Source organism: Paenibacillus chitinolyticus NBRC 15660, assembly GCF_000739915.1.
Taxonomy (GTDB): Bacteria; Bacillota; Bacilli; order Paenibacillales; family NBRC-103111; genus Paenibacillus_F; species Paenibacillus_F chitinolyticus.
The window spans coordinates 41,358-55,556 of the sequence record NZ_BBJT01000016.1 but is presented as its reverse complement, the minus strand read 5'-3'; the positions used below and the strand labels follow the sequence as shown (position 1 = coordinate 55,556).

Sequence of the window (14,199 nt, the reverse complement as noted above, 5' to 3'; positions counted from 1 at the left end):
ATCATCCTGTTATTAGGCGAAGAGCGCAGTAGCGGCAATTGAGAAGATTGGCATTACAGAAGGTGTAGGAGCAAATCTATTCAAACCCGATGCAAAAACGAACAGAGCGGGAGCAGTAACCGTTCTATTGAGGATGTTGGAGCAACAGACTAAGTAGGTTAACAAATAGAGGGTAGCCCTGAAGCTGGTTAAACAAACGGCTGTAGGGTTACCCTTTCTCCTTTTCAATGAGTGTACGGCAACTAGGGTTAGGCATCCCCAAAGTTGTATTATGATTTATGTTGACTCTACTTACCCGACACAAAGACGTATCAGATCTTATTTCAAGAAAAATAAAAGCGCCTAAAGGCGCTCAGCATACTTGATACAATATTGGTAAATGTGGCTCAAATAAGCTATTTCCTGATAATCAGCGCGCAGCACTCCACATGCCAGGAGAAATCGGATCGACAGGGCTATTTAGCCATTGTGTGTATAGACAGTAACAGTAGGGAGACTCAAGTAGACGTGCGCTACAATTGACGTTGACAGCCGTAAATATAAAATGTACCCTGTAATTAAACAATTAAAAGGAAGGTTATGGTGATATTTATGGAGGGGAACCCGTTTAAAAGATTTTTGGCGAGGAATGTGTTATTAACCCATGAAGTTGCTGAAAAATTAAATGTATCACGTCAGCGAATTTCCATTTTACATAAAGAGGGTGAGTTGGTACCCATTAAAAGCACGGCGAATGGTTCAGTATATCTTTTGCAGGATGTTTTACGATTCATGGAGAAGAAGGGGATGCTCCCTCGCTATGAAAATCCGACTCCTCCAAAGTATGCTTGTGAGACTTCGGGTACCCATGAAAACATAGCATATGCTAATAAACATATTGGTCAATTAAACTCAATTGAACGGGTATCAATTTTTTTCGAGCAAATTGATGCTGCTGTTGAAAATTACTTTCTCCCACTTGAGAAATATAGATACGGTGACCTGATCAGCTTATCAATTCCACACATGGTTATTCGTGATTCCGATGGTAACGAGATGTGGCTACCAGGGTGTAATTGTGGTTATGGCGGAACCGGACCTCATGGAAGTGAAAAGGTACTTCAACTTATAGGTGTACCGAAAGCTTTAAGGGAAAACGTATTTTACCACCCTGTAGTAAAGTACGTGAAAAATGAAAATGGTAATTGGGAAGTTAATGTTAGGAAGAGCGAATTTGATTTTCGCTCAATATCCAGTATTGATGATTTAGAGGCTGCTCAAGCCAATATGTATTGGCACCAAGGGAGATTAACTTTGTTGCAAGATAAGCGATATAGTAGAAGCAAGCCCCAACATGTACTAGAGAAATATTGGGCGTTCATTCCCCACCCAATTGAATACATTTTGTTTTCTGAAGATGAGCAAGCAATTGATAATGGCTTTTTTGATCCATCCAATCAGTATGGCCATAAGCATGGCGCATATAGGCTGATCATTCGGGACTACTCTGGAAGGCAGCTATGGTTAGACCCTTATATTGCGAAGAACAAGTCACTGGTAAAACAACCTGAGTTGAAAGACATTCTTGAGGTGTGTGGTTTTGATATTGGGAAGGAAAAATCAGATCAAAAACTCTCTCGCTGGTTAGAACTTCTTTTGAAGAAGGTAGAGCCAAGTGAGCCAATTGTGGGTCGAAGACATCCTTTTTAAAACAATATAAGGTATTTGTACTCTAACCTAAAATCTTTAGCATCAGGTGGGGATGGATCTCAAAAATACAAACTTAGTTAGTTTTCCTTTTTCGAGGAGGCAGGCCATGTCTATGTTTAATTTTTTCAAAAAGAAGCGTGTAGTTGAAAGCAAACCAACTGCTTAATCTGTACAGGATGTTCCCTTAAAATATTTCAAAACGAAGGTTGTATTGTGTCAAATGAGATCATTCATTGGAAGCAGGTTACATCGTACTAGAAACAGCAAGGGCAAAAACAGCGATTTCGAGTATACAAAGGCGGAACCATACTTTGTGATCGACATGACGACACTGTTTTTGTGCAACACAATGGAGCGGGTTCATACTATGCCTCAAGGGGATTCACGGCTCTCTAAATAGAGGAGTGGAAAACTCCTCTTTTTCGTATACAACAAGAGAACCTACCTGACAGGTAGGTTCTCTTAACTATCATGGCTTAAGTAATTGTAACACGGCTTGTGGATTCTGATTTGCTTGGGCCAATATCGTTTGGGCCGCTTGCGTTAGCATATTGGATGTTATCAAATTCGAAATTCCTTGGCCATGTCTGCATCACGAATACGTGATTCGCCTGTCATTTTATTTTTAGCTGGATTATTCACGTTGTTTAATGTGTGTTCCATACGGTTTTGCAATGCACCATACATCGCTCGATAGTGCATAACTTTTCAATGGTTCCATCTGCTTTGGCTAATGCTTGCTCAGGTATGGAGGGTGGGAGCAGCCCTAAATCCTTAATGCCCAATCCCTGTATGCCCACATTGAACAGGGGGATAACAATGGTCTCGCCTTTGTTAGCTCCTGCTTGAATGGTAAGATGATATTGAATTGTTTTGCAAATAGTCACAGGTTTAGATCTTCATCTCCCATTATAACTAAACATTCTCTAACGTTTGATTCATTATACTAGCTATAATTGTTATAACCGCAGCCCGTAGGTGACCAGTATAAAAATAAGTGTGGCGGGAGGAGATAAATGCACATTCAAAAGTTTCGCTACGAATTAACCCGCGGGTTAGGAAGCATTATTCTCTATCTGAAGGAGAACCCCGCGCTTACTTATCGGCATCTTGACGCTATAGCGGATGCTTGTATTCGGAATACTGCGTATGATCCTCAATGTGATGGAAGCAGAGAGGCCTATCTATGGGAGGTCATTCAGCTCTCCAAGGCTTCCCCTATTTTGCAGGAACTAATTCTCAATGCTTTGGGAGGCACAGTGAACGGGTGGGACCTTCTGCAAGTGTACCGATTAGCGAAAATCTTTGCTTCTCACGGCAATCCGACAGCGGTAGATGCTATGAAAAGGGGATTCCGTTACGATGAAGAATGGAATTGTTTCATAGGCGGGGAAGAGATTATTGAGGCCGCGGGAGCAAACGGTTTTTTGTTTGTGGCAAAGGAGATCGGCAAGCGGATAATGTCTTCCGGCTATGAAGGGGATACTTTCGTATGGGAATCTGCCAAGGAGTTTCTAGGCGAGGAAAAGGTAGCGGCTCTCTTGGAAGAGTCCGTGAAGGACGAAAAGATTCAGGCTTTTTATCAATCAGTGCTCGGGAACGAGGATGATTACTCTTTGTTAAACGGCCGAAAGGCTCTTTCCTATGAGGAATTTAAATCTTCCATTGAAACGGGTGAAAAAGCCCGGTACCCTTACATTGTTTGGGGCATGCGCGCGTCTAAGGAAGACTTGTTTAAAGCTGCCGATGACTTATTGAAAGAAGAGAATCCCAAGAAGCTGGAAGCTTATTTGTCTATATTCGTTAAACCGTCTTTTCCACTTGATCCGCAAAAAATTATAGAGCTGGCACAATCCCAAAATAAACGTCTTCGTTCAGCGGCCATTCGTGCGCTTCGCAATTTGAAGGACGAGCGTGTCCATCGGCTAGCAGTCCAACTGATCTGTCAACGGGAGACAGAGGTAGAGGCACTGGAACTATTCACTTTTAATTATGAGGAAAATGATCTGCCTTTATTGGAACGTGTCGCTTTTAAGAAGCATAACAAGCACTCGTTTCATAACATGGAGTTGGATATGGTCAACATTTTTGAAAAACATCCTACAGCATCGTGCCAAAAGATTATGATCGAACTGTACCACAAAGGGCTTTGCTCCCCTTGCAGACGGCGGGCTGTAGAAATTATGTTGGCCAATGATATTCTGCCTGCCTCTTTGCGGGATGAAATCCGGTATGACTGCAATCCGGATATCCGTGAACTTTGGATGAAAAGCGCAAGCGCCGGGCTTCCCTAGCCGACGCCTGCGCTTATTTTCTTCTATAGAACTTTTCCCAATCGTTTATAACTTCCGCGTGAGTCAATAATTGTTCTCTCAGCCACTGGAATGTTTTCCATTCATGTACCGCCTGCTGTTTTGTTTTGTAAAAGCGATAGTCGCAAATATTCCAGGGGCAGTATAATTTCCGGTACCATTTCCCGTTTTGAACGTCGCCTTTGAAGCGGCGTACCGCTTTGCCGGCCTGCCGTTTGGTCCAGCCGGTGCTTAGGTGCTGTTGGTCTTTAAATACCGGCGACTTTTTTACACTTCTGCTCATTTGGTTCTCTAGTCCCTCCTTTTGGGAAGCTAGAGACCGTCTAATATTTTCATAGTTCACCCCGTCGTTTGAGTTATTCAATCCGTAGATATAAACGGAATCCATACAGAAAAAGTTACTTTTAAAGGAAAAGTAATAATAAATACGTATATAATTAGGAGGATTTATAATATGGAGTTAAGACGACTAACGGATCGTGTTTTTTATACGATGTTCAGCAAAGAGTCCGATAGGCCGGTTCTCGGTTATATAAATGGGCAAACGCGTTCTTTAATGGTGGACTCGGGCAATTCCAAATTTCATGCAGCATTGTTTAATGAAGCTTTACGTAAGGAAGGATTAAGAAAACCGGAAATCGTTGCGATTACGCATTGGCACTGGGATCATACTTTTGGGATGCATGCGGTGGAGGGGATTACCATTGCCCATGAAAAAACGAATGATAAACTAGCGGAACAAGCTAAGTGGGAATGGACAGATATTGAAATGAAAAAGAGATTAGCGGCAGGAGTTGAGATTGAATTTGCGGATACCTGCATTCGGAATGAGTACCCTTCGCTATCGGAGATACAAGTGGTGACTTCTGATATCTCTTTCAGCGGAACTATGGAAATCGATCTGGGAGGTATTACGGTAGAATTACATCATGTAACCTCTCCGCATAGTGACGATTCCGTCTGCATATTTGTGCCTCAAGAAAGAGTATTATTTATTGGCGATGCTGTTGGAGTGGATTATTACAATGATTGCCACTTAGATAAAGATAAATTGCGTTCTTTACTTACAGCGATTGAAGGATTTGATTTTGATATGTGTGTAGTAGGACATGCTGAACCGGTAAGTAAACTAAAAACTGTTGCTGTCATGAATTCTCTTCTGGAACGTTAAAAAGTTTAAGGGGAGCGGCAAACTTATTGGAATGTAGGCACTTTTGCCGGATTTCTCCATGCTAACCTAAACACATCCCGGTACTTTTCAATAAACCTTATAAACCGAGGTGACAAATTGGACAAAATCGAAACCGTACTCACTAAACAGGGAAAAACCTTTAAAACCTATTACCATTTGATGCTTACGGAAACAACACAGGTTTGTATCGTTAATATCGTTAAGGGCCGGTTATATGCCGACAAGAAAACGGCGAATCCTAAATATGAGCCATATCCCACTAAGGGGGAAGCAATCAAGCGGATGGAGGAGCTGGCCGGTGAACTGAAAAGCAAAGGGTTCGTCGAGGAGCCGAGGGACGTTTTATTTCAAATTCCGGAAAAAGAAATCGTCGTGTTCGATAAAGCGAAGTGGCATTATGAGGGCGATTTTCCGTCCGAGCTGGATGTCATTCAGGCCTACGTGCCGACGGGGATGTTCATTGCCTGGCTGATTAAAAACGATCTCACCAACAAAAGAAGCCGCAAAGAAGATGCGCCGGAGATCGAGCTAGTCAAACGGGATGAGATGACGGGCGCCGAGTTTTATCGTACCAACTGGGACGGTGTGCTCAGCTCGAAAGAATTGTCGGAGGAAGCGGAGGCGTTTGCCCGCGAATACCTCGATATCCAAAACGATGTTTATACGGCCGTGGATTTCACAAACGTTCTGGCCGCAGGCTTGCCGACGATTTACCATGTGGAGGACTCGCTTGAGAACTACCGGATCATCGAGCCGATTATTTCGGAGCGTTACCGGGACTGGAAGTCCCGTCAGGGAAACCTTGCTTGAAGCGGGACGATTGTGTGATTTACTTTTACCGTGTTACTTTTTCTCAGCCAAATCCTTCAAAACCTGTGCCGCAAAACCGATATAAAAGGAGCACTTGTAAAAAAAGGAGAGTACTGGGATGTCTAAACGCAGCAAAATTGGTTTTTTGATCGGAATGGCCGTTGTCCTGCTGTTTGTAATGTCGGGGTGTGGAAGCAAGGAAAAGACCGCAGATGTAAAGCCGACGGAGACGGCTAAGAGTTCGCCTGCAAGCACTGCCAATCCGGCGAATGCTTCAGCTAAGCCGAAAGAGCCGGCCCCTGAGTCTAAACTAAGTGAGATCAGCAACTTTATGATTTCGTCTTTTTGGAACGAAGGATTTGTGGACATCACTTGGTACGTCAGCAATGGAACGGGCAACACAGGGAAGAAGCTGGACATTGATTTCACAATGGAGCGCCTGGGCAAAGCCATGGAGAAAAAGGCGGAATACGATATGTACATTCAGGGTCTGGATGCGAAGTATGATAATGTGAAGCAAGTATGGACCAAGCTTTCGAAAGAAACCGACAATCTGTATAAGCAGCTTAAGGAAAATACACCGAAGGCCAACGACAAGAGTTATAAGTTCGATACGGGATTATTCGAGCAGTACAGCGATGCTTTTAGAGATGATGTACGGGCTTTGAATAAGAAGCAATAAGCGTGTGAAGTCACCAACTACGAAACCTGACCGCTGAAAAGGCGTGGAGTACGGCTCCAGGCCTTTTTTTGTTGCTGGCTATCCAATCCGTTAAATAAGTTTTCTCATTGCCCTGATACTCTCCGCCAGTTCACCATCTATCAAATTTCCGTCAACCGCTCCTAATAAATCCCGTAGTTCTCCTACTTTACCCCTCATGATACGTCAACGAACGTATTTCCCACAATAAATCCCGGACACCTCCGCGTAAGCGGAAATCAGAATCTTTTTCGCACAAAAAAAGGTAAACTTTTCTCCGGTCGTAATACTTTCGCCATGTTCGCGGAACCGAAAATGAGCGAAGATAGGTACAGAAGGCAGGCACGTTAAACGGTCGGCCCAATAAAATCACCGAGGCGCCTGGACGGGTTACTTCGACTTTTAATCGGCTGGTCGTTGGTTCGAGTCCAACTTCCTCCATGGGGAGGAATAGCTCAGATGGTAGAGCAGCATGTACCTGTCCGACCTATTTCCTCGGTGGTTTCTACAAATGAAAATGCGGAGCGAGGCGCCAGAAAGGGTTTCTTCGACTTATTAGGGTTAAGTATGACGGTGTCCGACGGATGCCGTGAACCTTTTCAACCACTTTCCTCGCTCCGCTTCTATCCCAAAAAAATGAATATCCGGCGAGGCGCAGGAACGGGTTCCTTCGAGCTTATCGACCAATGGCAATACCCCGGGCAGTACGGCAGGTTCGACTCCTGCAGCAGACCTGTTCCGCTTTTTCTTCGCCGGAGTTTTTTTGAAAAAAGGAGTGTGTGAATCATGAGTATGGCGAAAAAGTTGTTCGGCGCTCTCAGACCGGACGCCTACAATAAAGACAATTATCCCGCGTACACGCGGTCTGCGGAGGAGCGGTATGTGCAGACGCTGATGACGAATACGATGGGGAACACGTACTACGCGGATCAGCAGGAGCTGGTCGGCGATGCGGCACAGCTTCATCACGAGATGGCCGAAGCCAATCCGCATTTCATGGCACGGGCGATTGTGTTTGCCCGAAACGCGGGTTTTATGCGGCTTCAGCCCTTGTTCGGGCTCGCGATCCTTTCCATGTACCGTCCGGATCTGTTTGCGAAGGTTTTCCGGCAGGTGGTGCGGATTCCTTCGGATTTGTCCGATTTTCTGACCATTCTGAACGGGCTCGGACGCGGAGAGGGCGGCCGTGCCGTGAAACGGCAGGTGAACCGATTCTTGTCCGAGGTGTCCGAATACTGGGCGATGAAGTACAACGGTCGCGGTCGCGGATACAGCCTGGGCGACGCCATAGCGACGGCGCATCCGAAGCCGAAGGATCTACAGCAGCAAGCGTTGTTCCGCTACTTGCGGGGAATGGAGGCCAATCTGGCGCTGCTGCCGCAGGTCGAGGCGTTGGAGAACTTGAAGCTGGCCGCAACCGAGGAAGAGCAGATTCGCTGGATCGAACGCGGCAAGCTGCCTTACGAAACGGTAACGGGAGCGATCAAGCCGTCGAAGGCGGTCTGGGAGGCACTGCTGTACCAGATGCCGACGTTTGCGCTGCTCCGTCATTTGAACGCGATGCAGCGGGCGGGTGTGCTCGAAGATGCGCGGCACGTGGAGTACATCGTACAGCGGTTGACCGATCCCCAGGCGCTGAGCAAAGCCAAGATCCTTCCGTTCCGGCTGGCGACGGCTTTCCGGCAGGTGGAGCATCCGGAGCTTAGAGACGCTTTGCGAGAAGCGGCGGAGCTTACGTTCGACAACCTGCCGGAGCTGGGCGATCAAACGGCGATTTTCCTCGATATCTCGGGCTCGATGAACGGGCAGTACCTGGAGATCGGCTCCGTTTTTGCCCTCGCGCTGTATAAAAAGACCCGCGGCAGCTCCCTGTTCTGGCTGTTCGACACGGAGGTTGCGGATGCGAAGCCTTCCCGTAAAGACAGCATTTTGACCCAGGCGGCGCAGATTCATGCTCGTGGAGGCACGGATACGGGGGCGCCCGTCCGCAAGCTTATCCGGGAGCGGAAGAAGGTGGACCAGATCGTGATAATCACGGATGAGCAGCAGAACAGCGGCAGTCCGTTCTACGAGGAGCTGAAACGGTACCGTTCCAAGGTGAACCGCGACGTAAAGGCGTTCATCATCGACATTGCGCCTTACCGCCATGCGATGGTTCCCGTCCAGGACCCTCATACCTACTACATTTACGGCTGGAGCGACACGGTGCTGTCCTACATTGCCCAGACCGTGCAAGGGTATTCTGGCTTGACCGAACAGGTAGCCACGCTGGATTTGGATCATTTGCAATAAGACGGCGGTAAACGAAAAACGTGCGGAGGCAGCCGGTTGACGAACCGTATTACTTGCGCTACAGCGTGTGGATTCTTCTCTTGCCTAATGGCGGGAAGAGGCCCGGACGCTGTATTTTTTTATGCACGCGTGGACTTTGCGGGTCGGCGCGTTGCGTTCCCGGTAGAGATAACCCTGGCTGATGACGATGTTTTTTCGAATTGTTGTAGCTTCAAAGCAGAAGAATGCTGAAAGCAGCTCCATCCTATTTAGGTATTGACAGCAACCCGGCCTGCCTATAGAATGGTTAACATATTGATAATGATTATCATTATCGTTAAAATGAATGTCCTCTCAACTCACTCGCGATTGGATTATTCATAGATACATAGCAAATTGATGAGGGAGAGAATCGTTTTATGAAAAAGTTTATTCCGTTATCCCTGTTCCTTATCCTTCTTCTGAGCGCCTGCGGCGGTAACCAAACAGGCACCAAGAGCGGGAACAGTGCCTCCACTGAGCCTGCCGGGACGGCATCGGCAGCCACGAAATCAGGGACGTTTACCTACCAATCCGAGACCGGGCCGGTCGAGGTTCCTTCGAATCCGCAGCGCGTCGTTGTGCTTACGCGAACTTTAACGGGGAATGTGATGGCACTCGGGGTGCCTCTGGTCGGTGTGGACGAGATGTCCAAGGAAAACCCGAATTTCGAAGAGAAGCTGAAAAACGTAGAGTCGGTTTCGGACGAGAGCTTGGAGAAGATCATCGAGCTGAAGCCGGATCTTATTATCGGGCCTTCCGAAATCAAGAACATCGATAAGTTCAAGAAAATCGCTCCGACGGTCACTTATACGTACGGGAAAGTCGATTACTTAAAGCAGCAGCTGGAAGTCGGCAAATTGCTGAACAAAGAAAAGGAAGCGCAAGCTTGGGTTGACGATTTCACAGCCCGCACCAAAAAAGCCGGAGATGAAATTAAGGCGAAGATCGGTGCAGACGCAACGGTCTCCGTTATCGAGACGTTCAACAAGCAGCTCTATGTCTATGGCGATAACTTCGGACGCGGCACCGAAATTCTCTACCAGGCGTTCGGACTGCGCATGCCGGATAAAGTCAAAGAAGCGACAAAGAAAGAAGGTTACTTGGCCCTGTCCACGGAAGTGTTAAAGGATTACATGGGCGACTATGTCATTTTCAGTAAGAACGCGGAGGAAGACAACTCTTTCCAGAAAACCGAAACCTACAAGAGTATCCCCGCTGTCCAAAATAATCGAGTCTTCGAGGCTAACGCGAAGGCGTTCTATTTTAACGATCCGCTGAGCATGGAATATCAATTGAAATTTTTCACGGAACACTTTCTCGGCAAATAAGCGCATTTAGCGGGAGATATCGTATCGCTGTAAGGGAACTGTCAATCGGGTGCGCGTGAGAATAAAAACGGCCAGGGGCTTAGGTCCATGGCTGTTTTTTTGATTGAAAGAAATGGAGTGAACCCTTCCAACAAATGCCTGCATTTCCGCAGTTGTATTTGCCAATATTCTGTCATACAATTTTTTGTAACGTTGAGGAAGCAGTTGCAGAATTACAAGGCTGTGCTGCCGTTTTAACCAGATTGCATCACACTAAGTTGGGGGGAACGGTGTTACGAACTGAAGATGGGCAGTAAAGTATGAAAAGCAGATCACGTATATACGAAGGGGAGCGTTCTTTTGGAAGCCAAATCATTATCCAGAGGACTGAAGCCCCGGCATATTGAGCTGATTGCGCTCGGGGGGACGATTGGCGTCGGGCTGTTTATGGGATCGGCCAGTACGATCAAATGGGCCGGCCCTTCCGTGCTGCTGGCTTATCTTTTGGCCGGGGTTATTATGTTTTTTGTCATGCGGATTATGGGAGAAATGCTGCTGCTCGAGCCGGTTACGGGTTCCTTCGCCACGTTTGCCCACCGATACATCGGCCCGCTCGCCGGTTATGTGACCGCCTGGAGCTATTGGTTCCTATGGGTGACGGTCGGCATGGCGGAGGTTACCGCAATCGGGATTTACGTGGGCTACTGGTTCCCGGACATTCCCCAGTGGATTCCGGCCTTGATCGGCGTGGGAATCATTGCGGCGGCCAACCTGGCGGCGGTGAAATTTTACGGGGAGTTCGAGTTCTGGTTTGCCATGATTAAGGTTGTCGCTATCGTGTTTATGCTGGTGATCGGCACGGCCATGATTTTCTTCGGGCTCGGCAACGGCGGGGAGCCTATCGGGCTCTCTCATCTGTACAGCCACGGCGGCTTTTTTGCGGGAGGGTTAAAAGGATTCCTGTTTGCGCTCTGCATTGTAACGGCTGCTTATCAGGGGATCGAAATGGTCGGAATTACGGCGGGGGAAGCGGAGAATCCGAAGCATACGCTGCGCAAAGCGATTAAAAACATCATCTGGCGCATTCTGATTTTTTATGTAGGCGCTATATTCGTGATCGTTACGCTTTATCCGTGGAACCAGGTCGGCGAAATCGGCAGTCCCTTCGTGATGACCTTTGCCAAAGTGGGCATTGTCGCCGCAGCGGGCATTATCAATTTCGTCGTGCTTACAGCGGCGATGTCGGGCTGCAATAGTGGGATTTACAGTGCGGGCAGAATGCTGTACACGCTGGCGCAGAACGGGCAGGCCCCCAAATTTTTCGGGAAGGTGTCCAAAAGCGGTGTCCCGAGAAACAGCATCATCACCACGATTTCTTTGCTGCTGATCGGCGTGCTTTTCAATTACTTGGCGCCGGATTCGAAGCTGTTCCTGTACATTTACAGCGCCAGCGTTCTTCCGGGGATGATTCCCTGGTTTGCGCTCGCTTTCAGCCAGTTTAAATTCCGGAGAAAGTGGAAGCACGAGATGGCGGATCATCCGTTCAAGTCCCGGTTTTTCCCGGTCAGCAACTATATTACCATCGTGTTCTTGTTCCTCGTCATTATCGGAATGTGGTTCAACCCGGATACACGCGTCTCATTGATCGTTGGAGCCGTGTTCATTGCGGTCGTTATCGTGGGGTACTTCGTTTTTGGTATCGGGAAGCGGCAGAAGACCGGGGAGAACGAGGAAGGGTAACATTCGGCTAAAAGCCGGGCGAATTCAGGCGGGAGCCTGGATTTGGCCCGGTTTTTGGTTTTTAAAAGTTCATTCAGATCACACGTGTTTATTATTCTCTGAATGGTCTCTACAAAATGAATATAGTGGATTTTGTGTTACAAATATGGTATATTATAGTAGTTTATTTATAAATAAACCAAATAAATTAAATGGAGGATGATCAACTGTGTTCAAATTGAAGAAAATTGTCCCGGCCTTAGTTGTAACCGCATCTCTATTATTGTCGTCCCAGTCTGCGTTTGCCGTTTCCGGGTTAGCGGATACAAGAAGCGAGGCCCTAAATGTTTACCCAAATACAGACTATACATGGACGCTGGATACGGCGGCGGATGAAGATTGGTTTTATTGGACCAATTCCACCAGCAGCACTCAATATTTATCCGGCTCCTTGCTCTCTCCTGCCGGCAAAAATTATAATTTGCAGCTCGTGCTTGTTACAGCAGGAGGCTGGGAGTACGTCTTGAACACAAACGATAACGGTCCGGGACAACACGACGGCTTTAATTCGACTCTTCAACCTGGAGATAAGATCTATTTCAAAATTAGACCGAGCGGATTCGATTACGACAAGTCTAACCCGTATAAATTTAATTTTAAAGTAAGCTGATCTTGTAAATATTTTTTCGGTGTTAATAGTTTAGAGGGGCTTAGGGCCCCTCTTTTTCTTTTTGAAAAACACGCGACGGATGCGGGTTTGCCAACAACTGCTGAGCGGTACATCGTTCGTGAAACCGTCTAAAAAATTTACACTACAACTGAACATAACGAATAGCGCACGCGCCCGATCTTTGGATGCATGCTGTTTAATTTTGGAATACATATTGAAAAACGACATGAATGTCGTTTATAATTCAACTAGCACCCTATACATTGTTTTTGATCGGAGTAAAAAAGATGTCTCCCAAAGTGAACGAGGAATACAAAAAGCAAAAGAAAATCGATTTGCTGCAGAAGGCCAAACAGGTGTTTATCCGCAAAGGGTATAACGGAGCGACCATGCAGGACATCATGGAGGCGGCCGGGGTGTCGAGGGGAGCTTTGTACGCCTATTTCGATAACATTGAGCATGTCTATCTGGAGCTGTTGCGGCACGAGGACCGGAAGCATGAGATTTATTTTCGCAGTGACGACACGAAGAACAGTTGGCAGCAGATAAAGAATTGGCTTAATAAGCAGCAGGCCGAAATCGGTAGCATGGAGGAGACTTTAGTGCTGGCGAACTCGCAGTTTTTCTCATCGGCCCAATACCGGAACAACAAGGAGATCTATCCTTACATCGCGACACGTTATGAAGGGACCATGGAAGTGCTGACCGGATTTTTTGAAAAAGGGGCAGCCCAGGGCGAGTTTGCACTCCGGCTTCCGGCCGAAACCATTGCCCGATATCTGATTTCGTTCATGGATGGACTAATCATGGATACGGCCCATATGGGTCCTGAGAAAACGAAGGTGAATGAGCAGCTGGATGCTCTGCTTTTTACCTTGGAAGCTATGCTCGGTCCGGTTGGAAACAAGACGGAGACAACGGAAAAGGAGAACAAAGAGGATGTTATTTGAATCTTCGAGAGTATCATTTCGAAAAACGACGGAAGAGGATGCAGCCGTTTACCACACATGGAGAAACGATATGGAAGTGATGAGAACGACCAATCCTTCCTTGGATTTGTTTACTTATGCGGAAACCCGGCAATTTGTGGAGCAGGTGATTTTGGGTTCGGGCACGTCCAAAAGCTATATGATCCTGGATAAGCTGTCTGAGCGGCCTATTGGAATCACCTCATTGATTCAACTCGATTTTAAAAACCGCAGCGCAGAGTGTATCCTCGACATCGGCGAGAAAGAATTTTGGGGCAAAGGCTACGGAAACGAATCCTTAAGACTGCTGCTTAATTACGCTTTTCATGAATTGAATCTGCACCGGGTATCCTTGCGGGTGTTCGCTTTTAACGATAAAGCCGTTGCTTTGTACGAAAAAATCGGGTTCAAACGGGAGGGAATCTCCCGGCAGGCGCTATTCAGGGAAGGGCAGTGGCACGACCTCCTACATATGGGGATTCTTCAAGAGGAATATAAGGCTGGCTGACGGGATAGGGG

Annotated in this window: 16 protein-coding genes; 13 read left to right on the top strand and 3 right to left on the bottom strand. The window is 47.0% G+C overall.

The genetic code is table 11. From position 1 onward, the window contains the following. Positions 1–582 precede the first annotated feature (582 nt). The gene (locus PCH01S_RS26195) at positions 583–1,689 is read left to right on the top strand and encodes a hypothetical protein (RefSeq protein WP_042234801.1); all 1,107 of its coding nucleotides are present in this window, start codon (positions 583–585) and stop codon (positions 1,687–1,689) included. A 306-nt stretch (positions 1,690–1,995) separates the two neighbouring features. Then, positions 1,996–2,085 carry a DUF4256 domain-containing protein gene (locus PCH01S_RS30705; protein ID WP_129112582.1) on the top strand — a complete coding sequence of 30 codons (90 nt, stop codon included), beginning with the start codon at positions 1,996–1,998 and terminating at the stop codon, positions 2,083–2,085. Positions 2,086–2,158: 73 nt separating this feature from the next. Here the strand turns inward: PCH01S_RS30705 and PCH01S_RS31790 are convergent, their stop codons facing one another. Together PCH01S_RS31790 and PCH01S_RS31785 are read right to left on the bottom strand one after the other, a co-directional pair. Further along, positions 2,159–2,239 (bottom strand): hypothetical protein, encoded by an 81-nt coding sequence (locus PCH01S_RS31790; protein ID WP_372011959.1) that lies wholly within the window; start codon positions 2,237–2,239, stop codon positions 2,159–2,161. An 11-nt stretch (positions 2,240–2,250) separates the two neighbouring features. Further along, positions 2,251–2,352: a flagellin gene (locus PCH01S_RS31785; RefSeq protein ID WP_372011957.1), complete on the bottom strand. Its 102-nt coding sequence runs from the start codon at positions 2,350–2,352 to the stop codon at positions 2,251–2,253. 353 nt (positions 2,353–2,705) lie between these two features. Here PCH01S_RS31785 and PCH01S_RS26190 point away from each other — a divergent pair, with 353 nt between their 5' ends. After that, a complete protein-coding gene (locus PCH01S_RS26190; RefSeq protein ID WP_042234799.1) occupies positions 2,706–3,983 on the top strand; it encodes a hypothetical protein in 1,278 nt (425 codons plus the stop codon). Between the two features lie 13 nt (positions 3,984–3,996). Here PCH01S_RS26190 and PCH01S_RS26185 read toward each other — a convergent pair whose 3' ends face one another. Beyond that, on the bottom strand, positions 3,997–4,284 hold the full coding sequence (locus PCH01S_RS26185) for a hypothetical protein (RefSeq protein ID WP_042234796.1): 288 nt from the start codon (positions 4,282–4,284) through the stop codon (positions 3,997–3,999). 171 nt (positions 4,285–4,455) lie between these two features. On the opposite strand from PCH01S_RS26185, the gene PCH01S_RS26180 reads away from it, so the two are divergent. The 10 genes from PCH01S_RS26180 (at position 4,456) to PCH01S_RS26135 (ending at position 14,188) form a co-directional block, all read left to right on the top strand. Then, positions 4,456–5,172: an MBL fold metallo-hydrolase gene (locus tag PCH01S_RS26180; RefSeq protein WP_042234794.1), complete on the top strand. Its 717-nt coding sequence runs from the start codon at positions 4,456–4,458 to the stop codon at positions 5,170–5,172. A gap of 117 nt (positions 5,173–5,289) precedes the next feature. After that, complete coding sequence (locus PCH01S_RS26175; RefSeq protein WP_042234792.1) at positions 5,290–6,003, top strand: DUF7832 domain-containing protein; 714 nt, start codon at positions 5,290–5,292, stop codon at positions 6,001–6,003. 118 nt (positions 6,004–6,121) lie between these two features. Continuing rightward, complete coding sequence (locus PCH01S_RS26170; RefSeq protein ID WP_042234790.1) at positions 6,122–6,685, top strand: hypothetical protein; 564 nt, start codon at positions 6,122–6,124, stop codon at positions 6,683–6,685. A 477-nt stretch (positions 6,686–7,162) separates the two neighbouring features. Continuing rightward, positions 7,163–7,486, top strand: a complete 324-nt coding sequence (locus tag PCH01S_RS26165) for a hypothetical protein (RefSeq protein WP_042234788.1) — start codon at positions 7,163–7,165, stop codon at positions 7,484–7,486. A 3-nt stretch (positions 7,487–7,489) separates the two neighbouring features. Continuing rightward, positions 7,490–8,995 (top strand): TROVE domain-containing protein, encoded by a 1,506-nt coding sequence (locus tag PCH01S_RS26160; RefSeq protein ID WP_042234786.1) that lies wholly within the window; start codon positions 7,490–7,492, stop codon positions 8,993–8,995. A gap of 398 nt (positions 8,996–9,393) precedes the next feature. Further along, entirely contained in the window at positions 9,394–10,344 is a 951-nt protein-coding gene (locus tag PCH01S_RS26155) for an iron-hydroxamate ABC transporter substrate-binding protein (RefSeq protein ID WP_042234784.1), read from the top strand. Positions 10,345–10,683: 339 nt separating this feature from the next. Then, complete coding sequence (locus tag PCH01S_RS26150) at positions 10,684–12,063, top strand: amino acid permease (protein WP_042234782.1); 1,380 nt, start codon at positions 10,684–10,686, stop codon at positions 12,061–12,063. A gap of 208 nt (positions 12,064–12,271) precedes the next feature. Beyond that, positions 12,272–12,712, top strand: a complete 441-nt coding sequence (locus PCH01S_RS26145) for a hypothetical protein (RefSeq protein ID WP_042234780.1) — start codon at positions 12,272–12,274, stop codon at positions 12,710–12,712. Between the two features lie 287 nt (positions 12,713–12,999). Beyond that, on the top strand, positions 13,000–13,662 hold the full coding sequence (locus PCH01S_RS26140; RefSeq protein ID WP_042234778.1) for a TetR family transcriptional regulator: 663 nt from the start codon (positions 13,000–13,002) through the stop codon (positions 13,660–13,662). Continuing rightward, positions 13,652–14,188, top strand: a complete 537-nt coding sequence (locus PCH01S_RS26135; RefSeq protein WP_042234776.1) for a GNAT family N-acetyltransferase — start codon at positions 13,652–13,654, stop codon at positions 14,186–14,188. The genes PCH01S_RS26140 and PCH01S_RS26135 overlap by 11 nt, the downstream gene beginning before the upstream one ends. Positions 14,189–14,199 lie beyond the last annotated feature (11 nt).